24 protein-coding genes are annotated in these 23,485 nt (G+C 59.7%); 16 read left to right on the forward strand and 8 right to left on the reverse strand.

The annotated features are described in order from the left end of the window. Positions 1-121 precede the first annotated feature (121 nt). Genes GXP70_RS05845 through GXP70_RS05875 form a run of 7 tightly spaced genes read left to right on the forward strand, consistent with a single transcriptional unit; the run spans position 122 to position 8,006 of the window. A complete protein-coding gene (locus tag GXP70_RS05845; RefSeq protein WP_225442833.1) occupies positions 122-1,453 on the forward strand; it encodes an ABC transporter substrate-binding protein in 1,332 nt (443 codons plus the stop codon). A 59-nt stretch (positions 1,454-1,512) separates the two neighbouring features. After that, a complete protein-coding gene (locus GXP70_RS05850; protein WP_162355589.1) occupies positions 1,513-2,415 on the forward strand; it encodes a carbohydrate ABC transporter permease in 903 nt (300 codons plus the stop codon). Continuing rightward, the gene (locus tag GXP70_RS05855) at positions 2,408-3,301 is read left to right on the forward strand and encodes a carbohydrate ABC transporter permease (protein WP_162355590.1); all 894 of its coding nucleotides are present in this window, start codon (positions 2,408-2,410) and stop codon (positions 3,299-3,301) included. The genes GXP70_RS05850 and GXP70_RS05855 overlap by 8 nt, the downstream gene beginning before the upstream one ends. A 59-nt stretch (positions 3,302-3,360) precedes the next feature. Next, complete coding sequence (locus tag GXP70_RS05860) at positions 3,361-4,434, forward strand: hypothetical protein (protein ID WP_162355591.1); 1,074 nt, start codon at positions 3,361-3,363, stop codon at positions 4,432-4,434. Between the two features lie 23 nt (positions 4,435-4,457). Further along, entirely contained in the window at positions 4,458-6,032 is a 1,575-nt protein-coding gene (locus GXP70_RS05865; RefSeq protein WP_162355592.1) for an FAD-dependent oxidoreductase, read from the forward strand. A gap of 55 nt (positions 6,033-6,087) precedes the next feature. Next, complete coding sequence (locus tag GXP70_RS05870) at positions 6,088-7,149, forward strand: Gfo/Idh/MocA family protein (protein ID WP_162355593.1); 1,062 nt, start codon at positions 6,088-6,090, stop codon at positions 7,147-7,149. A 17-nt stretch (positions 7,150-7,166) separates the two neighbouring features. Continuing rightward, positions 7,167-8,006: a Gfo/Idh/MocA family oxidoreductase gene (locus GXP70_RS05875; RefSeq protein ID WP_162355594.1), complete on the forward strand. Its 840-nt coding sequence runs from the start codon at positions 7,167-7,169 to the stop codon at positions 8,004-8,006. Positions 8,007-8,146: 140 nt separating this feature from the next. Here GXP70_RS05875 and GXP70_RS05880 read toward each other — a convergent pair whose 3' ends face one another. Beyond that, positions 8,147-8,530 carry a RidA family protein gene (locus GXP70_RS05880; protein WP_162355595.1) on the reverse strand — a complete coding sequence of 128 codons (384 nt, stop codon included), beginning with the start codon at positions 8,528-8,530 and terminating at the stop codon, positions 8,147-8,149. Positions 8,531-8,741: 211 nt separating this feature from the next. On the opposite strand from GXP70_RS05880, the gene GXP70_RS05885 reads away from it, so the two are divergent. Further along, positions 8,742-8,978, forward strand: coding sequence for a hypothetical protein (locus GXP70_RS05885; RefSeq protein ID WP_162355596.1), 237 nt, complete (start codon positions 8,742-8,744; stop codon positions 8,976-8,978). 96 nt (positions 8,979-9,074) lie between these two features. Here GXP70_RS05885 and GXP70_RS05890 read toward each other — a convergent pair whose 3' ends face one another. From GXP70_RS05890 to GXP70_RS05900, 3 genes are read right to left on the reverse strand one after another with little or no spacing between them, the layout of a single operon-like run. Further along, on the reverse strand, positions 9,075-10,286 hold the full coding sequence (locus tag GXP70_RS05890; protein WP_162355597.1) for a Ger(x)C family spore germination protein: 1,212 nt from the start codon (positions 10,284-10,286) through the stop codon (positions 9,075-9,077). Next, positions 10,283-11,389, reverse strand: a complete 1,107-nt coding sequence (locus tag GXP70_RS05895) for a GerAB/ArcD/ProY family transporter (RefSeq protein ID WP_162355598.1) — start codon at positions 11,387-11,389, stop codon at positions 10,283-10,285. The genes GXP70_RS05890 and GXP70_RS05895 overlap by 4 nt, the downstream gene beginning before the upstream one ends. Continuing rightward, positions 11,376-12,929: a spore germination protein gene (locus tag GXP70_RS05900; RefSeq protein WP_162360315.1), complete on the reverse strand. Its 1,554-nt coding sequence runs from the start codon at positions 12,927-12,929 to the stop codon at positions 11,376-11,378. Before GXP70_RS05900 ends, GXP70_RS05895 begins: the two co-directional genes overlap by 14 nt. Before the next feature lie 181 nt (positions 12,930-13,110). On the opposite strand from GXP70_RS05900, the gene GXP70_RS05905 reads away from it, so the two are divergent. Beyond that, positions 13,111-13,353, forward strand: coding sequence for a helix-turn-helix domain-containing protein (locus GXP70_RS05905; RefSeq protein ID WP_162355599.1), 243 nt, complete (start codon positions 13,111-13,113; stop codon positions 13,351-13,353). Positions 13,354-13,369: 16 nt separating this feature from the next. After that, complete coding sequence (def, locus tag GXP70_RS05910) at positions 13,370-13,882, forward strand: peptide deformylase (RefSeq protein ID WP_162355600.1); 513 nt, start codon at positions 13,370-13,372, stop codon at positions 13,880-13,882. Between the two features lie 449 nt (positions 13,883-14,331). Here def and GXP70_RS05915 read toward each other — a convergent pair whose 3' ends face one another. The 3 genes from GXP70_RS05915 to GXP70_RS05925 all read right to left on the reverse strand — a co-directional run bounded on the left by GXP70_RS05915 (position 14,332) and on the right by GXP70_RS05925 (position 17,458). Continuing rightward, positions 14,332-14,511, reverse strand: a complete 180-nt coding sequence (locus GXP70_RS05915; protein ID WP_162355601.1) for a hypothetical protein — start codon at positions 14,509-14,511, stop codon at positions 14,332-14,334. A gap of 66 nt (positions 14,512-14,577) precedes the next feature. Further along, the gene (locus tag GXP70_RS05920; RefSeq protein ID WP_162355602.1) at positions 14,578-15,411 is read right to left on the reverse strand and encodes an RMD1 family protein; all 834 of its coding nucleotides are present in this window, start codon (positions 15,409-15,411) and stop codon (positions 14,578-14,580) included. A gap of 229 nt (positions 15,412-15,640) precedes the next feature. After that, positions 15,641-17,458: an APC family permease gene (locus tag GXP70_RS05925; RefSeq protein ID WP_162355603.1), complete on the reverse strand. Its 1,818-nt coding sequence runs from the start codon at positions 17,456-17,458 to the stop codon at positions 15,641-15,643. 212 nt (positions 17,459-17,670) lie between these two features. Between GXP70_RS05925 and hisJ the strand changes: the two genes are divergently transcribed. The 5 genes from hisJ to GXP70_RS05950 all read left to right on the forward strand — a co-directional run bounded on the left by hisJ (position 17,671) and on the right by GXP70_RS05950 (position 21,524). Next, entirely contained in the window at positions 17,671-18,501 is an 831-nt protein-coding gene (gene hisJ / locus GXP70_RS05930; RefSeq protein ID WP_162355604.1) for a histidinol-phosphatase HisJ, read from the forward strand. 164 nt (positions 18,502-18,665) lie between these two features. Next, entirely contained in the window at positions 18,666-19,406 is a 741-nt protein-coding gene (locus GXP70_RS05935; protein WP_162355605.1) for an MgtC/SapB family protein, read from the forward strand. Between the two features lie 96 nt (positions 19,407-19,502). Continuing rightward, on the forward strand, positions 19,503-20,453 hold the full coding sequence (locus GXP70_RS05940) for a metallophosphoesterase family protein (RefSeq protein ID WP_318652413.1): 951 nt from the start codon (positions 19,503-19,505) through the stop codon (positions 20,451-20,453). A 140-nt stretch (positions 20,454-20,593) separates the two neighbouring features. After that, positions 20,594-21,151, forward strand: coding sequence for an SLOG family protein (locus GXP70_RS05945; protein ID WP_162355606.1), 558 nt, complete (start codon positions 20,594-20,596; stop codon positions 21,149-21,151). Positions 21,152-21,167: 16 nt separating this feature from the next. After that, the gene (locus GXP70_RS05950) at positions 21,168-21,524 is read left to right on the forward strand and encodes a DUF1904 family protein (RefSeq protein WP_162355607.1); all 357 of its coding nucleotides are present in this window, start codon (positions 21,168-21,170) and stop codon (positions 21,522-21,524) included. Here GXP70_RS05950 and GXP70_RS05955 read toward each other — a convergent pair. Continuing rightward, positions 21,490-22,323, reverse strand: a complete 834-nt coding sequence (locus GXP70_RS05955) for a helix-turn-helix domain-containing protein (RefSeq protein ID WP_162355608.1) — start codon at positions 22,321-22,323, stop codon at positions 21,490-21,492. The two genes, GXP70_RS05950 and GXP70_RS05955, sit on opposite strands and share 35 nt — an antisense overlap. A 140-nt stretch (positions 22,324-22,463) precedes the next feature. Here GXP70_RS05955 and GXP70_RS05960 point away from each other — a divergent pair, with 140 nt between their 5' ends. Beyond that, on the forward strand, positions 22,464-23,375 hold the full coding sequence (locus GXP70_RS05960; RefSeq protein ID WP_162355609.1) for a nucleoside hydrolase: 912 nt from the start codon (positions 22,464-22,466) through the stop codon (positions 23,373-23,375). Positions 23,376-23,485 lie beyond the last annotated feature (110 nt).

Here is a 23,485-nt window from a genome sequence, read left to right on the forward strand (position 1 = left end):
TTCCCATTTCAGGTAAGATGCCCTTAAGCAGCGCACTTTAGAAAGAGGAAGAGGGGACCTTGACATGGGAAAGGTTAAACAGTTGGCTTCCATCGCTTTAGTGGGGAGCATGTCATTGACAATGTTGGCGGCATGCGGCAGCAACGATAACTCGAACGGCGGCGCGGCGAACGCGAATAAGCCGTCCGGCAGCGCGGCCGGCACGAACGCGAAGAACGGGAGCGGCTCGAACGCGGCGGGCACGACGAACGATGCGCCCAAGAAAGACGTCGCGTTGAATTTCTGGACCATCTCGCTCAGCCCGAATTTCGACGATTACATCAACGGCCGCATTAAGAAATACGAAGACGAGCATCCCGGCATCACGGTGAAATGGACCGACCTTCCGTACGGCTCCATGGAAAACAAACTGCTGACGTCCATTGCCGGCGGCAACTCGCCCGACGTCGTCAACCTCAACACCGGCATGACGCTGACGCTCGCGGCGAAGAACGCCCTTGTCGACCTGAACAAGGAAGCGACCGAAGAGCAGCGCTCCATCTACTTCCCCGACCTGTACAACTCGACCAAACTGGGCGACAGCGCCTATGCCTTCCCATGGTACTTCGGCTTATCCGTATTCATGTACAACAAGAAGATCTACGAAGAGGCGGGCCTAGATCCGAACAAGCCGCCCGTCACGTTCGAGGAGCTGAAGCAGCAGGCGGTCCAGATCAAGGAGAAGACCGGCAAATACGGCTTCACGCTCGTCTCGAACCCGCCTGCCGACCTGTATTTCGCCGGCGTGCCGATGATCAGCGACGACAAGAAGAAGATCATTCTCGATACGCCCGAAGCGCTGGAGTGGGCGAAATGGAACAAATCGCTGTACGACGAGGGCGTCATTCCGAAGGACAGCGTAGGCGCCGACGCCAACTACGCGACGGACAAATACCAGGGCGGCCAGATCGCCACGTTGACGACGGGCGCGAACTTCCTGAACCGCGTCAAGACGAACGCGCCGGACGTGTACGGCAACACGCTCGTCGCCAAAATGCCGGCCAAGAAGGAAGGCGGCAATTACCAGGCGAGCCTCATGGACGTCGTCGTGCCGACCATGAGCAAGAACCACAAGGAAGCGATCGACTTCGCCAACTACATCACGAACGACGAATCGCAGCTTGAATTCTGCAAGGTGGTCAACATTCTGCCGTCGACGAAGAAAGCGGCGGCCGATCCGTTCTTCACGCAAGCCGGCGACGATCCGGAGTCCAAGGCGAAGATTATCGCGGCTTCGATGGTCGGGCAGGCGAAGGATTTTACGCTCGGCATCAAGGACGAGTCGAAGGTGCTGGACCCGCTCTGGAAGGGCTGGACGAAGATGATGCTCGGCCAGCAGTCGCCGGAGGAGATGCTGAAGACGGCCGAAGCGGAGATGCAGAAGCAGCTCGACGCGGTCAATGCGGATAACTAGATCGACACGGGGAGCGAGCGTACCCTCTCTCCCCGCATAGAGGGGAAGGGAGATTCGCCATGGCCGCGAAATGGTCCAAATCGCAGGCGCGCCGGGCCGGATTCGCGTACTTGATGATCGCGCCCGGCGTCATACTGCTTCTCGTGTTCACCTTTTACCCGATTATCTACGGTCTTCCCCTTGCGTTCACGAACTACTCGGCGCTCGATACGACGAAATGGATCGGGCTGGCGAACTTCAAGCGCGCGTTCAGCGATCCGGATTTCTACGTTTCCTTGAAGAACTCGCTCATCTACGTGGTCGTCGTGCCGATCATCCAGATTCTCGCGATTCTGATGGCGGTGCTGGTCAATACGAAGCTGAAGCTCGTCGGGTTCTTCCGCGTCGCCTTCTTCATTCCGGTCGTCACGTCGATGGTCGCCGCGGCGATCGCCTGGAAGTGGATGTACGAGGAGAAGGGGATCCTGAACTACATGCTGCGCACCCTTGGGCTGACGCATCACGACATCGCCTTCATGGTCGAACCGAAGTATGCGCTGGCCGGCGTCATGCTCGTGACGATTTGGAAAGGGCTCGGCTATTACATGATGATCTACCTGGCCGGGCTGCAATCGATCCCGAGCGAGCTGCAGGAAGCGGCGAGGATCGACGGCGCCAATCGCGCGCAAGTCATCCGCATGATCACGATTCCGCTGCTGATGCCGTTCGTGCTGCTCTGCTCGCTGCTGTCCGTCATGGGCGCGATCCGGGTCTTCGACGAAATCTTCGTCATGCACGGGCCGAAGGGCGACCCGATCAACTCCACGCTCGTGACGAGCGTATACACGTACAAAGTGGCGTTCCAGGACTTCGACTTCGGCTACGCGGCCGCGATCGGACTCGTCGTGGCGGTGATCATTCTGGCGTTCTCCGTCTTCATGTTCCGGTACACCCGCAAGGGAGGGCTGACTTACTATGAGTAATGCTGTCTCGACCGGCGGCGCCGGCAGGGCGAAGGCTGCGCAGGCTCTCAAGAAGGGACCGCTCCGTCTGCGCAAAATCGTATCGGCGGTCATCGTGTACGTCCTGCTGATCTTCACGGCGCTGCTGTGCCTCGGGCCGTTCCTATGGCTGCTGTCCACGTCGCTGAAGGTGAACGCGAACGTGTACAAATTCCCGCCGCAGATTATCCCGTGGCCGATCAACTTCAAGAATTTCAGCGACGTGTTCCATATTATGCCGCTGTGGACGTACATCAAGAACACGGTCATTATGACCGCCATGGGCGTTCTGCTGAACGTGATCATCTGCACGATGACGGCGTATCCGCTCGCGCGCATCAAGTTTCCGGCGCGGAACTTTATTTTCTACGCCATCGTCAGCACGATGATTCTGCCGAACGCGGCGGGGATGATCGTCAACTTTATCATCATCCAGAAGCTGCATCTGTACAATACGGTGCTCGGCATCGTGCTGCCTTCGGCGGTCAGCGTGTTCAACATATTCCTGCTGCGGCAGGCGTTCATCACGATTCCGAACGATATGGAATATTCCGGCCGGATCGACGGAGCGAGCGAGTTTCGGATCTTCTGGAACATCATGGTGCCGATGGTTCGCCCCGCGATCGCGACGGTCGTCATATTCGACTTCATGGCGTTCTGGAACAGCATGATCTGGCCCATCATCATTCTCGACGACAAGGAGAAGTATCCGCTAGCCGCGGCGCTGCAATATTTGCAGGGGAATTTGTCGTACAACTTCCCGTATATCGCGGCCGGCACGATCATCTCCGTCATTCCAATCATCGTCATCTTCCTTGTCTTGCAGAAGCAGTTCATTAACGGGATGGTCGGCGCGGTGAAAGGATAGTCCGTCATCCTGCGCCGGCCCGCCATCCCCAAATTGAATCGAAGAGGAGCGGATTAGTGATGAAACGCAAATTGACGCTCGCCGTATCGCTTGGCCTGCTTGGCGCAAGCACCGCATTCGCAGCGGACCCGGCGCCGGTAACGGTGCCGATCGACTCCCTGCAGCCGGCCGTCCATCTGGAGAAGCCCCAGCTGACGGGGACGGGCGGCAAGCTGCTGCTCAGCGACTCGCCCGAAACGTTCGCCGGCACGGGCGCATTCTACCGGGATACGGCCGAAGGCGAGTTCCGCGTGTTCTGGCATCATCAGAACGAGGCGCCGCAGACGTTGACGGTGGGCGTCGCGATCACGAACACGTCCGCGGACACGGTCTCGCTGTACCTCGAAGGCCACGGTCTCGGCACGAACGTCTACGTCGACGTCGCCGGACAATCCGCGCTGGCGGACTTCATCGCTTCCGAGAATCAGCGCACCCTGGCCGCTAAGCTCGCTCCGGGCGAGAGCTACTACTTGGCCGCGCCGACGGAGAACAACATCACGAACAGCGGCATCGTGCAATTCGAGGCCGTGACGGGCAAGAAGAACGCCCCGGCGCAAGTGACGGCGACCGTGCTCAGCTACGACGCGCAGCCCGGGCATCCGGAGCAAGTCGACGTGCTGCCGGAGGATTCGCATACGCGCGGCACGTTCCCGCACTTCGACCGGACCGGCACGATCCAGTACAATACGTCGCTCGGCAACGCCTACCTGCGCGTCGATTCCGCCGCGTACGGCGAGTGGAGCGACGCCATGCCGGGCGAATACGAGGACGGCTGGGATGCGGTAGACGGCAACAAGCCCGTCATCAATAACGGCAACTACGGCGTCATGTACCGGTTCAAGACGGAAATCGTCAACAGCTTCCATCACCCGCGCCAGGTCGGCCTGTTCCTGAATCCGTCGGGCGGCTACGGGCATTACGTGGTCAAGTGGAACAAGAAGATTTTCGAGTCCGGCTACACGACCTACCAGACCGCCTGGAACATTACGAACTTCAAGCTGAATCCGAACGGCGGCACGTTCAAGTCCGAAATGAGCCTGACCGGCGGGGCGGCGGGTCCGCAGGTCATCTATTTCACGAACCAGGAGAAATAACGGAACTTAAGGAGGCTTGCCCGATGAGCAAGGAGATGCATGCCGATCTTGTCATAATCGGCGGCGGGACCGGCGGCTGCGCGGCGGCGCTGGCGGCGGCGAGGATGGGGAGAAGCGTCATCATGACGGAAGAAACGTCCTGGATCGGCGGCCAGCTGACGAGCCAGGCCGTTCCGCCCGACGAACATCCCTGGATCGAGCAGTTCGGCTGCACGAGAAGCTACCGGCGGTTTCGCGACGGGGTGCGGCAGTATTACCGGGACTACTTCCCGCTCACGACCGAGGCAAGAGCCAACGTCATGCTGAATCCGGGCAACGGCTGGGTAAGCCGCCTTTGTCACGAACCGCGGACCGCGCTGGCCGTGCTGCATCATATGATGGCGCCGTACGTGCACAGCGGCCGGTTGACGATTCTGACCCGGCATCGCATCGAATCGGCCCGAACCGACGGGGACCGCGTCGTCTCGGTGACGGTGCGGGGACTCGATCTGGAGGAACGCGCGGAGCTTGCGGCGCCGTATTTCCTGGACGCCACCGAGTGCGGCGACGTGCTGCCGCTCGCGGGCGCGGAATACGTCACCGGCGCGGAGTCGCAGCGGCAGACGGGCGAGCCCCATGCGCTGGAGGGCGATCCGCAGCCGATGGACATGCAGGCGTTCACGTACTGCTTCGCCATCGATTATCTCGAAGGGGAGAATCATACGATCGACAAGCCGGCGCAGTACGACTTCTGGCGCGCGTACAAGGCGGATTTCTGGCCGGATCGCCTGCTGAGCTGGACGGGGGTCCGGCCCGCGACGCTGGAGCCGGTCCGCTTCGATCTGTTCCCCGACAAGGATTGGATGTCGTTGATGGGCTACCGGCGCGTCGTCGACAAGCACAATTTCGCGCCGGGCACGTTCCGCAGCGATATCTCGATCGTGAACTGGCAGCAGAACGATTATTGGCTCGGCTCCGTCATCGACGTGAACGAGGAGGAGAAAGCGCGCCATCTCGAAGCGGCCAAGCAGCTGAGCTTGTCGCTGCTGTACTGGATGCAGACGGAGGCGCCGCGCCCGGACGGGAAGGAGGGCTTTCCCGGCCTGCGGCTGCGGAAGGACGTCGTCGGCACCGCGGACGGGCTGGCCATGGCGCCTTATATTCGCGAGTCGCGCCGGATCAAAGCGGAATTCACCGTGCTGGAGCAGCATATCAGCACGGAATGCCGCGGAACGGAGGAAGCCGAGCTCTTCGTCGATTCGGTCGGCATCGGCTGCTATCGGATCGATCTCCATCCGAGCACGGGGCTGCGTCATTACGTCGACATTTCCAGCCTGCCGTTCCAGATTCCGCTCGGCAGCCTGATTCCCGTCCGCGTCGACAATTTATTGCCGGCAGGCAAGAACATCGGCGTCACCCATATTACGAACGGCTGCTACCGGCTTCATCCCGTGGAATGGAACGTCGGCGAGACGGCCGGCTACCTGGCCTGCTATTGCTTGGAGCACGGCTTGAAGCCCCGGGATATTCGCAGCCGTCAGGAGCAGCTCATCGCCTTCCAGAAGCTGCTCGTCCAGGAAGGCGTCGAACTCGCGTGGCCGGAGTCGCGCCCGGTGTAAGCCGTTGACCGTTATGACAAGCTGCATGACTAACGAAAATCAGGGAGTGTCCACTATGACGAACACGATTCGTATCGGCGTTATCGGCGCAGGCTCGATATCGGAAATGCACCTGCAGTCGTACAAGAAGAATCCGCATGCGGAGCTGGTCGCCGTCTGCGACTTGAATGAGGAGCGGGCGCAGGCCAAGGCCGGCAAGCATGGCATCCCGCATGCGTATACGGACTATGAAGCGCTGCTCGCCGATCCCGAGATCGATGCGGTCAGCATCTGCACCTGGAACGACAGCCATGCGGCCATCAGCATCGCCGCGCTTCAAGCGGGCAAGCATGTGCTGTGCGAGAAGCCGCTGTGCCGGACGGTCGAAGAGGCGCTTCAAGTGGAGCGGGCGGTACGGCACAGCGGGAAGACGCTGCAGGTCGGCTTCGTCCGGCGCTATAGCGCCAATACGCGGATCGTCAAGGAAATGGCCGATCACGGCGAGTTCGGCGACATCTATTACGCCAAGGCGTCCTGCATCCGGAAGCTCGGCAACCCCGGCGGCTGGTTCTCCGATATCGAGCGCTCCGGCGGCGGCCCGCTGATCGATGTCGGAGTGCACGTCATCGACCTGTGCTGGTATCTGATGGGCAGGCCCAAAGTGAAATCGATCAGCGGCAACGCGTACAAGAAGCTCGGCAACCGCGCCAACGTGCGGAACTTGGCCTACTACAAGTCGTCCGACTATAACGCGGAGCGGAATACGGTGGAGGACATGGCCAATGCGCTTATCCGCTTCGAGAACGGCGCCTCGCTCTTCGTCGACGTCAGCTTCACGCTGCATGCCAAGGCAGACGAGCTGACGGTGAAGCTGTACGGGGAGAAGGGCGGCGTCGAGCTGGAGCCGGAGCTGACTTTCGTAACGGAGAAATACGACACGATCCTGAACATGATTCCGCAGATCAACAATCGCTCGTTCGATTTCACGGCCGGGTTCCAGGATGAAATCGACTTCTTCGTCGACGTATGCAACGGCGTCAAGCCGACCCTCAGTCCGGTCGAGGACGGCGTCGAAATGATGAAAATGCTGTGCGGTATTTATGAATCCGCCGCGACGGGGGAGGAAATCCGTTTCTAGCGGAGCGGATGAACGGGATGAAAACAATCGGATTCATTGATTATTTCTTGGACGAGTGGCATGCCGAGCATTACCCGGCATGGATCGAGCAGGCTTCGAACGGCAGGATGCAGGTTGCCTATGCCTACGGCAAGACGGACAAGGCGAACGGGCTGACGAATGCGGAATGGTGCGCGAAGAAAGGCATCCGGCTGCTCGGCTCCATCGAGGAGGTCGTGGACAAGAGCGATTATCTGATCGTTCTCTCGCCCGATCATCCGGAGGTTCACGAGGAGCTGTGCGCGCTGCCGCTGCGTTCCGGCAAGCCGACGTACGTCGACAAGACGTTCGCGCCCGACCGGCGCACGGCGATCGCGCTGTTCGACCTTGCGCGGGAGCACGGGACGCCGATGTTCTCCACCTCCGCGCTGCGTTACGCGCCGGAATACGCGGCAGCACAGCGGGAGGGCATTGCGGTCATCGGCAGCGTCGGACCCGGCTTGTACGACAATTATGCGATCCATCAGGTCGAGCCGATCGTCGCGCTGATGGGCGGCGAAGCGAGCCGCGTCATGTACATCGGCACGCCCGCCGCTCCCGCGCTGCTGATCGGATTCGCGGACGGCAGGCAGGCGGAGATCCGCCATTACGGCTGGGACTGTCCGTTCGGCCTGACGGTCAAGTACGAGTCGGGCGCCACCGGCCTCCTGAAGGCGGAAGCGGATTACTTCCAGGCGTTCGTACAGCGGCTGGCCGCGTTCTTCGATACCGGCGTCTCTCCGGTCGATCCTGCCGAGACGATCGCGATCATGACGATTCTCGAATACGGACGGCTGGCGGCGGATAAGCCTTATACGTGGATCGAGCTGCCGGTATAGCGGGCATGCTTGCAGGCTGCGTGCGGACTAACGCCGGCAAGCATGTCTTCTGCCACTTAAGCATTCCTTTACGGCAAAAAGCCTGCCCTGAGAAAGCAAAAGGGCAGGCTTTTATTCATTCATGGCTCCTGGTAACGACGCTACTCCACGATCGCTTCCGCTTCGATTTCCACCAGCAGCCGCGGATCGATCAGCGCCCGGACCTCCACCATCGTCGCCGCTGGCCGGATCTCCTTGAAGAATTCGCCGTGCGCCCGGCCGATCTCTTCCCACCGGGAGATGTCCGTGACGAACATGCGCGTTCGCACGACATGCGACATCTCGGCGCCCAGCTCCCGCAACGCCCGCTCAATCGTTTGCAGCGCGAACTTCGCCTGCTCGTACGGATCGCCGACGCCGACGACCTCGCCGTCCTTCATCGCCGTCGTGCCCGCCACCTCGATGCGATTGCCCGCGCGGATCGCGCGGCAATAGCCGACGAGCGGCTCCCAGGGCGAGCCCGTGAACACCCGTTCCCGATCCATCCCGATCACTCCCGTCTTGTTCTTTCCTAGACCTAGTATACCGGAACGAAACGGCCGTGCAACCCGATCGGCGTTTCGGCTTTCGGCTGCCTTCAGGGCTGTTCGCCCGCCGCCGCATTCGCTTCCCCGCCGGCGTCCGAGCGGCTTGCGCCTTGCTGCCGGCCGCTGTCGGAAGTGGAAGAGCTTTGCGTTGCGCCTTGAGAGGCTCCAGGTGAAGAGCTTTGCGTTGCGCCTTGAGAGGCTCCAGGTGAAGAGCTTTGCGTTGCGCCTTGAGAGGCTCCGGGTGAAGCGCTTTGCGAAGCGCCTTGAGAGGCTCCAGATGAAGAGCTTTGCGAAGCGCTTTGAGAAGATCCTTGTGAAGATCCTTGCGGAGATTCCTGAACGGCGCCCTGAGTGGCCTCGGCATGTCTCCAAGGCGGATCGCCGGCACGGTGCAGCCGTTGATTGACGGTATAGACGAGCATTGGAATCGCCCATGACAGGACAGCGCAGATGATCGTTTTCACGGAAGGGAGGAAACTGATCGCTTTTTCCCACACGCGGATTACTCCTCCTCGGCTCTGTTGATGTCTCCGATACGCCGCAGCTTCACGTTCGCCTTCACTTCGATATCCGCCTTGGCGAACAGGCTGCGGCCTGTCTCCCACTCCGCGGAGAACCGCTTCCACTTGCGGTAATGATTCTGGTACATGAAGCTGCCGAGCCCCATCGCGTCTTTCTTGTACTTCTGCTGAAGCGTGCGGATCGTCTTTTGCGCGATTTTCTCGATTTCGGACTCGAAGAGCTTCTCCAGCGTGCCGGTTTGGGCTTTGTCGAGCAGATCCGTGTTGAGCGTCGATTTAATGAGCGTGCCGTCGCACGAAATCTTGACGGTGAATTTCAAGCGTTCCCCGTCGTCGCCGGCCAGCTTGATTTTACGCGAGGCGTCCTCGACCGCGATTGCGATCGACGTGTTTTTGAAAGCCGTCTCGAGAATGCCGCCCTTCACCTGTCCCATCAAGAAATTGAGCCCTTGCGTGTTCTCCCCGTTCAACGTGCCGATCATCTTGTGCTCGCTGCCGTCGAACAAGGCGGCTCCCGTCAGCGTGATGCTCCCGCCGCTTAATCGGACGCGCTGGATCGTGAAGCTTTCCGGCTTCAGAAGATGCTCGTGAACGTCGCCGAGCCGCGACGACGGGAGGATATAGCTCGTCTCGTCGGTGTTGGAGATGGTCGATTCGATGTACGAGACCGGGTAGTTCTCGTTCAGCGACGTGACGCGCATCAAATCGCTGGCCTTGCCGTCCGTGACCAGGACATGCATGTCCCGTCGCATTTCCTTGCCGCGCAGGAAGAAATCGAGCACGTCGGAGAACATGGAGTCATTGCTCGCGATCGCCTTGGAGATGATGATGAGCTTCAGATGTTCGTAATAGGGCGAGCGGCTCGTCCGGCTCGACAGCATGGCCGTCAGAGCGGCCATATTGCTTTCCTCGACGGCCAGATTGAAGTAGCTCCGTCTAGCGCCCGCCGATCCCGACCCCGCCGAACCGGAGGAGGATTTGAGCCCCGAAGGCACGATGAATTGGAACGTTCCGCGGATTTTCGTCCCGGGGACATCTTCTTTCTCGCTGCTCCCGGTTTGCTCGGCGGTATCGAGCGCGACGCCGACGACGAAGCCACGCTTGTCGATCTCGACGCGGTCCCAGCATCCGGTCAGCGCGAGCAGGAGGGCTGCGCAGGCGAAGAAACGAATTACGGTCTGGAATCCTTTCATGCGTTCGCTTTCCTTCCTCGCAGCAGGGCGTAGACGTATAGAAGAAGAGGGACCCCGATACCGAACGTCAGACCCGAGTAGCTGATGATGTCGCCGAGTTTGCTGATTTGATCCGTATCTTCCGGCAGCATGCAGATCAAGAAAATGACCGGATTAAGCATGATCACCCAGCGGATGCGGCTGATCTTGGGCAGCATGGAAGCGAGCGCGTGCACGGATACGTCCATCGCCATGCAGGTGGTATTGAAGATGGTCATGATCCAGATGACGAAGAACAACGACTCGAATCGTTCGAAGAATTCGCCGGGAATTTCCGCTTCCTTCGCCAGCTCCACGGCCGGATACATGATTTCCTTGAGCGCGGGCCGCGTGAACACGCCGACGCAGATGATGTAGAGCGCCAAATAGAACAGCACCGGGATCGCGATGCCGATCGCGACCGCCTTGGGCGCCGATGACGGCTTCTTGATCATCGTGGCGTAGAACAGGACGGCCTCGAAGCCGAGCAAGGAGAAGACGCAGTCCTTCGTGCCGGCGGCAAGTCCCCGCCAATCGCTCACCATGAACGGCTTCAGGTCATGGTAATTGAAGATGCCGACGCTGAAGATCAGCACGGCCAGCGCGATCACGATTACGAACGGCAGGAAGAGCAGATTGAGCCGGATAATGCCTTCCCTCGACCCGGCGGCCGCATACGCGGTCACGAGCAGGAAGGCAAGCGCAATGTACTCGATGGGCGTCCGATCGAACAAGTATTGCTTGGATATCGTGGCGATCGACCTGACCTCGTAGGCGGCATACAACAGGAAGTAGATGACGATGATGCTGGTCACCAGCGCGGCCACGGGCTTGGTCACCAGCTTGGCATTGAAAGCGTAGAAGCCCTTGTCGTGCAGCAGCTTGCAATAGTTGGCCAGTATCCACCCCGTGACCATCGCAAGCATACCGGCGACGACGAGCGATATCCATCCGTCCGACGATTGCGTATCGGTGGCAAGGAGCCGCGGCAGCGTCAGCACGCCGACCCCGACCACGATCGAGGTAACGCTTGCGGTCAGCTCGATCATGCCGATCCGGTCGTTGCCGTAGTCAAACCATTTCATTGGCATCACCGTCGTGTTTGACGTCCTCGCGGGTTATGTCCAGGGGATCGACGATTACCGGACGTTCATTAAGCATCGTCGCCGGCGAGCGGACGATCAGGTCGATCCAATCCCCCTTGTAGAACGGAGCGAACGGAGCGGTATACGGAACGCCGAAGCTGTTCAAGTTGACCATATGGATGTTGATGACGATGTAGGCCAGAATGATGCCGTACAAGCCGAAGAACGCAGCCGAGAGCATGATCGCGAAACGCAGGAGCCGAAGCGCGATCGCGAAGGAGTAGGACGGGAACAAGAACGAGGCGATGGCCGTGACGGCGACGACGATGACCATGACCGGACTGACGAACCCCGCGGCTACCGCCGCTTCGCCGATGACGAGACCGCCGACGATGCCGATCGTCTGGCCGATCGGCTTGGGCAGCCGGATGCCCGCCTCGCGCAGCAGCTCCAGCGTACCCTCCATCATGAACGCTTCCACGACGGCCGGGAACGGGACCCCTTCGCGCGCGCCGGCGATCGAGAAAGCGAGCGACGACGGAATCATGCCGTGATGGTATTCGAGCAAGGCGATGTAGAGGGCCGGCAGGAACGTCGCGATGAACGCGGACATCATGCGAAGCAATCGGGTGGCCGAGGCGATCAGCCAGTGCTGGTAGAAATCCTCCGGCGATTGAATATTGGACGAGAACGTGACCGGGAATATGAGCGCGAACGGGTCGCCGTCGACCAGGATCGACATACGCCCCTGCAGCAGGCCGCCGGTTACTTTGTCCGGCCGTTCGCTGTTGATGAAGAGCGGGAACGGGGACAGGAAGCTGTCCGAGATGAATTGCTCGACCGTTCCCGAGCCCGAGATGTCGTCGACGTCGATAGATTTAAGGCGCCGGATCGCTTCCGCCTTCAGCTTCGGATTGACGATGCCGTCCATGTACATGAGCACCACGTCCCGCTTGGAACGCCGCCCGATCTTAATCGAATCGAACCGCAAGCGGCTGTCCCGCAGAATGCGCCGGACGAGCGCGGTGTTGGTGCGGAGATTCTCGGTGAAGCCTTCCCTCGGGCCGCGAATAATCGATTCGGTCTGCGGCTCGTCGACCGAGCGGCTCTTCCAGCCTTTGCAGTCGAGCACGATGACGCCGGCAGTGCCGTCGACGAACAAGGCCGCGCTGCCCGACATAATGCCGAGCACGACATCGTCCATGGACACTGCCGCTTCGACGTCCGTCACGGAGAGCACCTCTTGCTCCAGCATCGCCGCCAATTCGTCCGGTTCGGGCGTTTCGGCGTCTTCGAAGCGCAGCATCATCGGCTTCAAGATCTGATCGTTGACCATCGTCTTGTCGACAAGGCCATCCACGCAGATCAGGATGCACGGATGCTTGTTCGCGCCGACGGCGAACGAGCGGACCGACAGGTCGGACGGATTGCCGAGCAGCGTCCGGATGGCATCGGCGTTATCCGCCGCCCGGTTCGATAACGGAGGCATCGGTTCGCTGTTTATGAAAGCCGGCGGCGATTGCTGTTTGCGGGGAAGCATTGCCGAGCGGAAGCTCACGTTGATTCCCTCCTTGGATTTTTTTTCTAGTATGACCAATCGATAGGCATTTATGCTGGGCAGCGGCTGTACAGCGAGACCGTTGCTCTGCGTGCTAACGGATGATATATTAGTTATTGCTTAATATTATAAGGCTGCACCTAATTTCGAAGGGGGACTGCGCATGCTGGCCTGGATGCTGCGTCAAGTGATGGCGGATCGGGGGATTTGGACCGGCGCCGGGCTTGCCCGGCTGCTGAGGGAGAAGGCCGGCTACGAGCTGTCCGCGCCGTCGATCAGCGCCTTGCTGAACGCGCCGCCGAAACAGATCAAGGCCGAGACGATGGACGCGCTCTGCACGGCGCTTGCCTGCGCGCCGGGCGACTTGTGGGTGCATACGCCGAAGCATGCGAACGGCGGACAATAGGGAGAGGAATGTGAACATGGCGGAGAAAATCATCCTTCCGTTCGGCGATCCGCTTCTGCGCAAGATCGCCAAGCCGGTCGAGGAGATCGGCCCGAGAACCGTCAAGCTGTTGAACGATATGGCCGATACGCTGTACGCGGCGGAAGGACGGGCGGGGCTGGCGGCTCCCCAGATCGGGATTCTGCGCCGGGTCGTCGTCATGGATTGCGGCGAGGGGCTGATCGAGCTGATCAATCCGGAGATCATCGAAGCGTCCGGCGAGCAGACCGTAGCGGAAGCTTGCTTGTCGTACCCCGGCTACCGGGGGACGGTGAAACGGGCCCAGGCCGTCAAGGTGCGCACGCTCACCCGCGGCGGAGAGACGGCGGTGCTGGAAGCGGAGGGGTTCATGGCCGTCTGCATGCAGCATGAGATCGATCACTTGAACGGGGCTCTGTTCATCGACCACGTGCGGGATCCGTATCTGGTGCATGAGGAAACCGGCCATCGGGTGCGCGTCATCGACGCGCAGCGGCTGAGCCGAAGCTGAGCGGATACAAGCGAAGCCCCCTCCGGAATCGGAGGGGGCTTCAGGCTGTCTAGAAAGTTCGACACCGCCTATGTAGCATGCATGGAAAGGAAAGGGTCCTGGATCCCCCTCTAAGATTCGCGGATTCGCGGACAGAGGATCCGTTATTTGAGCGAAATCGGGCTTTTGGGGCAGCGAACGGACAGAGGATCCGTTAAAGTCCCCGAATGACATCGAAAACAGGCTAGTTAGCCGATTTAACGGATCTCCTGTCCGCCAGCACATGAAAACACGTGATAAAGTAGCGTATAACGGATCTCCTGTCCGCATCCTTGCATCGGCGAACGCACCGTGAACCAGCCGGCCGGTTGGTTCGAAACGGTACCAGCAGTCCATGCCGGCCGGCGAAACGGCAACAGGATCCGTTCGTGTTCCAGGGCGCAGGCTGTCGCGAGTCTGCTCGAAGCCGCTTATATCGTTCTCAACAATCGTGAAGCCCCCTCCGGAACTGGAGAGGGCTTCGCGGCGTCCGGCACATCGCGGCGTCCGGCGCTTCGCGGCGTCCGGCACATCGCGTTCAAGCAGCCATGACAGACGGCGTTCTTGACCGTCATGCCGTTCATGTCGTACAAGGCATTCTTGACTGTCATGCCATGCATGCTGTACAAGGCGGCCATGGCGGGCATACCGTTCATGCCATTCGCAGAGCCGCGCGGCTACGCGATTCCCGCGATCTCCAGAAGCGACAGCACGACCTCGATCACGATCAGGATGACGACGATCCACTCGACGAATAAGCCCCGGTTGGAATGGCTGATTGTCGAGAACCCTTCCATGATGCGATAGAGCACTTCCGTTTTGTTTTTCATGATCGTATGCCGGTCGTTCAGCTCGAAGAATTCCAGCATTTTATCGTAGAACATGCCTGCGCTGCTGTTGGCCCACGTAATATCGGGCTTATCCAGAATCATGATCGATCCGAGGGAGTTGTATTCATGGCGCACGATGGCCGCGGTCGTCTTCGCCAGCTCTTTGTTGCCGATGCGGAGCCGGCCTTTCTCGAACCGCTCGATCATATATTCAAGCTTGTCGTGGATCTTGCCCAGCTGTTCCTCGATCTTCTCGAGCGCGACGGACTTCGCCAACACGGTGGCGATCAGTTCCGGGTAGAACGCCTCGTACTCCGGGACGATGACGTATTCGTCGGTCCATTGGAGCGTGTCCGTCTCTTCGCGGTGCAGGCTGTAATCGTCCGTATACAGGCTCGCTTGCAGGAGCTCGATGTCCGGCTCGAATTGTTTGAGGAAATACAGCATGCTGTCGATTTCGCCTTGCCGGGTATGATTGACGAATACGACGCTGCCGAAGGAGAAGACGAGCACCTGCAGCGATTGGCCCGCGCTGCGGTGAAGGATGGCGGATAGAATGTCCTCCTTCAGAACAAGCGGTTCTTCCCATGTAAACTTCTTCGGTATCCCGCAATGAATCGCGATTTTGTTCAGGTCGATCTCATTCGCGACGGCAAAGGCTTTGAACGTGATGGCTTCCATGATCATCTCTCTTTTCGGCTGTAACGTAGTCGAATGGCTTCCATTGTAACCGATATGCGGCAGCCGGACATAGCATGCCTTCCAAAGTTTGGATAAAGCAGCAGGCGTGGATGAAGGACGCCTCCCGAACCCGGCATCTTCGCCGTCCCGGCCTGTACGAACGACGACGAGCACCCCCGTCCGGGAGTGCTCGCTGCCGCTTCTATGGCTTGCCGCCGCTTGGAGCGGCCTATCGCATCAAGTGATACGGAACCGTTGCCACGACGACGTCCTTCTGGTTGATCAGGTACGCGCGGAGCAGCAGGCTGGATTGGTTGTGCAGGAAGTTGTGCCACCAATGCTTCGTAATGAACTGCGGAATCAGCACCGTGATGTGATCCGTCTCCTGCGTCTTCCATTCCACCGTCTCGATGAAACGGACGATCGGACGGATGATGCTGCGGTAGCTGGAACGCAGGACGATCAGGCGCACGCCGGGATTCCATTCTTCCCATTTCTTCTCCAGCCGCTCGATCTCTTCCTCGTCGAAGCCGACGTAGACGGCGACGACGTTGTCCGTCAGCGACTTCGCGTAGCTGATGGAATGCATGACGACCTTCGTAATGCCGGCGACGGGAACGACGATCGTGCTGCCCTTGATCAGGGGCTTCTCCTTGTCGATGCTGATCCGGAGCTCGTCGGCGGTGTTCATGTAATGCTGATGGATCTTGTAGAAGATGAAGATGACGAGCGGCAGGAAGATGAAGACCATCCAGATTTGCGTAAACTTCGTGAAAATAAAGATCAGCGAAATGCAGAGCGTTGTCAGCATGCCGATCGTATTGACGATCAAGCCGAATATCCAGTTCTGCGGCTTAAGCCGGATCCAGCGCACCATCATGCCGAGCTGCGAAAGCGTGAACGGAATGAAGACGCCGACCGCATAGAGCGGGATCATATTCGTCGTGTCGCCGTGGAACAAGATGACGAGCAGGGCCGAGAGGACCCCGAGGAAAATAATCCCGTTCGAGAAACCGAGCCGGTCGCCGCGCACCATGAACGCATGCGGCATGTATTTGTCCTTCGCCAGCATGAAGGCGAGCAGCGGGAATGCCGCGTAGGCGGTGTTCGCGGCCAGGAACAGGATCAAGGCCGTAATCCCTTGAATGGCGTAATAGATGATGCCCCGGCCGAAGGTGGCGTCGGTAATTTGCGAGACGACGGTCTCCTTGGGGTCCGGCGCGATGCCGTACCAGTACGCCAGCAGGGAGATGCCGATGAACATGACGCCGAGGATAAGACCCATCATGACGAGCGTCATCGCCGCGTTGCGCACCTCCGGCTTCTTGAAGTTCGGAATGGCGTTGGAGACGGCTTCGACGCCGGTGAGCGCGGAGCATCCCGAGCTGAATGCTTTCAGCAGCAGGAACAGGCTGATATCGGACACGGCCGTCCCGAGCTCCGGGATATCGGAATGCGGTCCATGCAAGATGACTTTGACGACCCCGGCGACAATCAGCACGATCACGGCCGTTACGAATAAGTAGACGGGGAACGCGAGGATGGACGCGGATTCGCCGATCCCCCGCAAGTTCATCACGGTCAGGAAGACGATCATGACGATCGCGATGGGCACGGTATACTCGTGCAGCCCCGGGAACGCCGACGTGATGGCGTCCGTACCGGACGACGTGCTGACCGCGACCGTCAGAATATAATCGACGAGCAGCGATCCGCCGGCAAGCAGGCCCGTCGGGAGACCCAGGTTGTCTTTGGCGACGATATAGGCGCCGCCGCCTTTCGGGTACGCGAAGATCGTTTGCCGATACGATAGAATGAGGATAAGCAGCAGGCCCAGGACGGCGACCGAGATCGGAATGGAGTACCATACAGCCGCGAATCCGGCAGCCATCAGCACGATAAGAATTTGCTCCGTGCCGTACGCGACCGACGACAAGGCATCCGAGGACAGCACGGCCAGCGCCTTCAGCTTGCTCAGCCTCTCGCCTTCCAGTTCGGCGCTCTTCATCGGCCGTCCTATTAACAATCGTTTAAATCGGCTAATCATGAATGAACCTCTCTCTCCAATTTAAGGAAGTCAATTATATGCAAGTTTTTGGTAAAGCCGATCAGGCCAGAAATCATTATAGCAGATATCGATTAGCGGATGTTCGAGTAGATTGGCGAGCAAAACGTTGAATAGACTTGATTTGATGATATACTTGGACTAAATTCGACTTTTCTGCGTTTCGCGCGAAAGGATTATCGGGAGGGAACCCTTTGTCGCTACAACTGAAATGGGACGGACATACACATACGAAATTTTGCTATCACGGCAGCGACGCGGAGTCGGAAGCCTACATCGACCGCGCGATCGGGCTGGGGTTCCAGCGTTATTCCATCACGGAGCATCCGCCGCTTCCGGACGGCTGGGTGCCGGACGGGAAGCTGATGGCGGAGCTGGCGATGCCGGAAGCGGAACTGCCGCTTTATATGGAGTATGTATCTAATCTTAAACGGAAATACGAGGGGCAAATCGAAATCGGCGCAGGGCTCGAGCTTGATTATTTGCAGGGCGCGCTGAGTTACACGGAAGCCATCGTGGACCGGTACCAGAAACAGCTGGAGGACGTCGTCTATTCCGTGCATTACTTGCCTGGCCGCGGAGGGATGCGCTGCATCGATTTCACGCCGGAGGATTTCGCGGACAACCTGCTTGCCTATTACGGTACGATGGAGCGCGTCGTCGACGAATATTATAACCATGTGGAGGCCGCGATCGAGTGGGCGTCGGGTTTGCCGATGCGCAAGCGGATCGGGCACATCAATCTGATCGAGAAATTCGCGCTGAAGCTGCCCCCGATCGACGAGGCGCAGATGAAGCGCCGGCTGGAGGGCATCCTGCCGCTGCTTGCGAAGGGCGGCGTCGGCATCGACGTCAACACGGCAGGCTTGCGCGTGCCTACCTGCGGCAAGCCCTATGTGCCGGAATGGTTCTTCGCCGCCTGCAAGGAGCGGGGCATTCCACTCGTCTACGGTTCCGATTCGCACCGCCCCGATCACGTCGGCTTCGGCTACGACTGGTTCGAGGCGCAGGCGAAGCGGTCCTGAAGCCGAGACGGCCGCAGCGGCCGGGCAGCGTGCGAAGCCCGGGACCGCGGCTTTTTTCATCGGCCTGTATGATGTCAGGCTGCTCCAGCGTATAGATAAGCAACGGGCGAATGCGGAGGCGGTCCGGCTTTCGCGCCCACTTCAAGAGAAGGAACGTGAGCGGCATGGCAACGTCGGCAGCGCAAGTGTATGATCCGAGCATCTGGCATATCGGTTATTGGGAGTTGACGCTCCGCTTGGTTCTGGCGCTGGCGCTCGGCGGTCTGATCGGGCTCGAGCGCGAGCTCGGCGGGCATTCGGCGGGGTTCCGGACGCATATCCTCGTCTGCCTGGGCTCCGCCGCGATCGTGCTGCTGTCCATGTACGGGTTCGCGGAATTCTCGTCGGATCCGAACGTCCGGCTCGATCCGGCGCGGCTCGCGGCGCAAGTCATCAGCGGCATCGGGTTCCTCGGCGCGGGGACGATCTTGCGCACGGGCATTACCGTGTCCGGCCTGACGACGGCGGCTTCCTTATGGGTGGTGGCGGCGATCGGCTTGACGGTCGGCGCGGGCTTCTATTACGGCGCCGCGGTATTGACGCTGCTCGTCGTGGTGAGTCTCTTCGTGCTGAACAAGCTGGAGAAGAAGTTCTCGGTCACGAAGCGGAAGCGGGACGTGGTGCTGCGCGTCAGCAAGGACTCCGCGAGCTTGAGCAAGGTCGTGGCGGAGCTGCACCGGTTCGGCGTCGGCATGAACAAGATCATCGTGGAGAACGAGCAATCGGAACTGGCGGATCGCGCCGACATGCTGATCGTCCGGCTGCAGCTGAAGCTCGGGCCGGGCAAGCGGTTCGAGGACATCATCGTCTCGCTGGCGGCGATCGAAGGCGTATCCGGACTGGAAGCGGGCGTGGAATCGTTGTAACCGCGCGAAAGCACGACATACCTGAAATCGATAGCAATCCTAACATATTGATGAAGCAGCATATGCAGTCAAATTGCCGGAGGGGAAGCGGTTCTCATGATGGACATGAACAAATCTTTGTATTACCGCAAGGACGGTACGTTTACGATCGTGCAATTCACGGATCTGCACTGGCAGAACGGCGAGCCGGACGATCTTCTGACCCGTAAGCTGATGGAGCAGGTGCTGGATGCGGAAGCGCCCGATCTCGTCCTGATCACGGGCGACGTGATCTACAGCGAGCATTGCCGCGACGCGAAGCAATCGTTCCGGGACGCCGTCAAGGCCGTCGACGAGCGGGGCATTCCGTGGGCGGCGGTGTTCGGCAACCACGACACGGAGCGGCATGTGACGCGCCGCGAGCTGATGGACGTGCAGCTGGAGCACCGCTTCTGCGTGAGCGAGGCGGGACCGCCGGAATTGAGCGGCGAAGGCAATGCCGTGCTGTACGTGCGCGATCCCGAGACGGGCAAGCCGGCGAACGCGCTCTATCTGCTGGACAGCGGAAGCTACTCCGAGCTGCCGCTGCTCACGGGCTACCAATGGATCCAACGCGACCAGATCGCGTGGTATATCGCGCAGTCCAAGGCGGCTGCGGCCGCGAACGGCGGGGAGCCGCTGCCTTCGCTGGCCTTCTTCCATATTCCGCTGCCGGAATACAAGCGGGTATGGAAGAAGGAGCTCTGCTTCGGCAGCAAGCATGAGGGCGTCGCCTGCGCGCCGGTCAATTCGGGCCTGTTCGCCGCCATGCTGGAGATGGGCGATGTCGTCGGCACGTTCTGCGGCCACGATCACGTGAACGACTACTGGGGCGCCCTGCACGATATCCGGCTGTGCTACGGCCGGGCGACCGGCTTCCAGACGTACGGCCGCGAAGGCTTCCCGCGCGGAGCGCGCGTCATTCAGCTGACGCAGGGCGAACGGGATTTCGCGACGTACGTGCGGCTGGACGGCGGTTCCGTCATTCGGGAGCCGAAGGAGCATTATCCGAAAGGAATGGAAGCGTAAAGGACGGAAGCCGTCACGCGGCCGCCGTTCATGCATGCCGGACACCCGCTCGGAGAGGGCGAGTTGTCCGGCGCTCTTTATTTATGCTACGCTTATTATGCAGAGTCGACAGCGACGCGCGAACAAGGAGCAATGAAGCCATGAAGCAGGTTTTGGTTACCGGGTACAAAGCTTCCGAGCTCGGCATCTTCTCCGACAAGCATCCGGGCGTGGCCATCATCAAGAAGGCGCTCAAGCAGCGGCTGCAGGCGTTCGTCGAAGAAGGCCTGGAATGGGTGATCGTAAGCGGACAATGGGGTGTTGAGCTGTGGGCTGCAGAAGTCGCGCTGGAGCTTAGAGCTGAATATGGTTCGTTGCGCTTGGCGGTCATTACGCCCTTCCTGGAACAGGAAGAGAACTGGAGCGAGCAGAAGAAGGCGGTATACGGCGCCATTCTTGCCGGCGCGGATTACGTGAACAGCGTCACCAAGCAGAAATACGCGGGTCCCTGGCAGTTCAAGGCGCGCGACCGGTTTCTGCTGGACAACACGGAAGGGCTGCTGCTCCTGTACGACGAGGAACAAGAGGGCTCGCCGCGGTTCATGCTTGAGCTTGCGCGCAGGCATGCCGAAGCGGTCCCGGATTATGCGATCATCGTGATCAACGGACAGGACCTGCAAAATATCGCCGAGGAAGAACAGTATCGCGAATACGAGTAAAAAGGAGTGTACAGCTATGCCCCAACTAACGATGCGAGGCGTCAACGTCACGGAAGTTATGAAAATCAGCACGGCGCTCATTGACGAATTGGCGCAAATTTGCCGGTGCAGCAGAGATAATTTCACGATCGACTGCCTCACGACGACTTCGATTTTGGACGGAGCGATCGTTCCGACGTTTCCTTTCGTCGAGGTAGCCTGGTTCGACCGCCCGCGCGACGTTCAGGACGGCGTAGCCAACGCCATTACGGATTACTTGCTGCAGACGGGCATCCAGGAAGTCGAAGTCGCCTTCAAGGTATACCGGGAAACGCATTACTACGCCAACGGACAGCCGTTCATGGTGAAGGCCGGTCCGCCGGTGTTCGACTGACCGCACCCTGCCGGAACAGCCGGGGCGGCTCACCCGTCTCCCGTTTGAACAAGGTGCTGAACTGCGCGTCGTTCGAGAAGCCGCATTCCTCCGCGATGGCGGTCACGGACAGCGTGCTGTGCAGCAGCAGATGGCTTGCCCGCTGAATGCGTTTATTCAGCAGGTAAGCGATCGGCGAACGGCCGAATTTCGTTTTGAACAAATGCCTGAAATGATGATAGCTGTACCCCACCATCTCCGCCAGTTCCTCCACCGTAATCTTCTGATTGAAATTCTCGTCGATGAATGCCCGCGCGTAGTGCAAATGATCGGCCGATTCTTTGAAAGCGTTAACATCGGCGTTCCGCCGATGCTCGATGACGATCATGCTGAGCAAATAATTCAATTTGTCGGCGTAATACGGCCGCTGCTCCTGCATTTCGGCGAGCATTGTCCGAAGCAGCTGCTGGATCGGCTTGTCCGACGCATCCTCGAACAGCCCTTCCTGAAGCCGCGCGTCGATGCCCGTCAGGCGGAAGCCGACGCAGACGACGTCGGTGTCCTCCAGCCGCCGCTCGTCATGCAGCGTACCGGCGGCCATGATGGCGTACGTCCCCGGCCCGTACGCATGCGAACCGTCCTCGATGCAGGTCGAGCCTGCACCCAGATTGTAGTAGACGAGCTCGCAGCACGTATGCGCATGCATCGGCATGTAGGAATTGGCCGGACGCACCGTTTGAAACAGAAAATCCATCTGCGCGTGCATGCGCTCTTCCCCCTTCATGGCGATCATAGCCATATCATATAAACATTCAGCCATTTGATAATACAACCCTGCGAAGCGGTCATTGTAAAATGAGCATGTGCCATAAACAGGCGCCGACAAGGCAATAACCAAATCATAAAAGATTAGTGGGCGTTATACAAGAACCGATTCGCATGAGGAGGAAATGAACAATCATGATCAACTTCCCGGTCATTCCAGAGCAGAAAATGGTGCAGCGTCTCGCGCACCCGAAGCGCAAGGTACGCATGGTGCTGGACACCGACACGTTCAACGAAATCGACGATCAATTCGCCGTCATCTACGCGCTCAAGTCGCCGGAGAACATGACGATCGAAGCGTTCTACGCGGCGCCGTTCTATAACGACCTGTCGACAGGGCCGAAGGACGGCATGGAGAAGAGCTACAACGAGCTGCTGAAGATCCGCTCCCTCCTGCCGGAGATGGCCGGCATCCCGGTCCACCGCGGCTCGGAGAGCTACCTTCCCGGCGCGGAAACGCCGGTCGAGAGCGCGGCGGCGCGCGATCTCGTGGAGCGGGCGATGGCCTCGTCCGAGGACGACCCGCTGTACGTCGTGGCCATCGGCGCGATCACGAACGTGGCGTCCGCGATTCTGATGGAGCCGCGCATCATCGAGCGCATCGTCGTCGTTTGGCTGGGCGGCCATGCCCTGCACTGGCGGGATGCGCGCGAGTTCAACCTCGCCCAGGATCTGCACGCGTCGCGCGTGATCCTGAACAGCGGCGTACCGCTTGTGCTCATTCCGGTCATGGGCGTCACGTCCCATCTGCTGACGACGCTGTCCGAGATCGAGACGCATGTCAAAGAGAAGGGCGCCATCGGCCAATATTTGTACGAGACGTTCCGCGACTGCTGCGACGACCACTACGCGTATTCCCGCGTCATCTGGGACATCTCGACGATCGCCTATTTGAACAACGAGAGCTGGCTGTCGAGCTCGCTCGTGCACAGCCCCGTGCTGTCGGAGGATTTCCGCTGGAGCATCGACAATTCGCGCCATTTCATCCGCTACGTGGACCATATTCACCGGGACAGCGTGTTCAGGGACTTGTTCCGCAAGCTGTAAGGCATCCGTCGGGCAGATCCGGTCCGTTCGGGCAGCGAACGCGCTATTACGGGGTGCCATGTACAGCCTGCGGAACGGCCGATCTTTCAGGAATTTACTGGGAGATCGGT

The organism is Paenibacillus lycopersici (assembly GCF_010119935.1).
In the GTDB taxonomy this organism is placed as follows: Bacteria; Bacillota; Bacilli; order Paenibacillales; family Paenibacillaceae; genus Paenibacillus_Z; species Paenibacillus_Z lycopersici.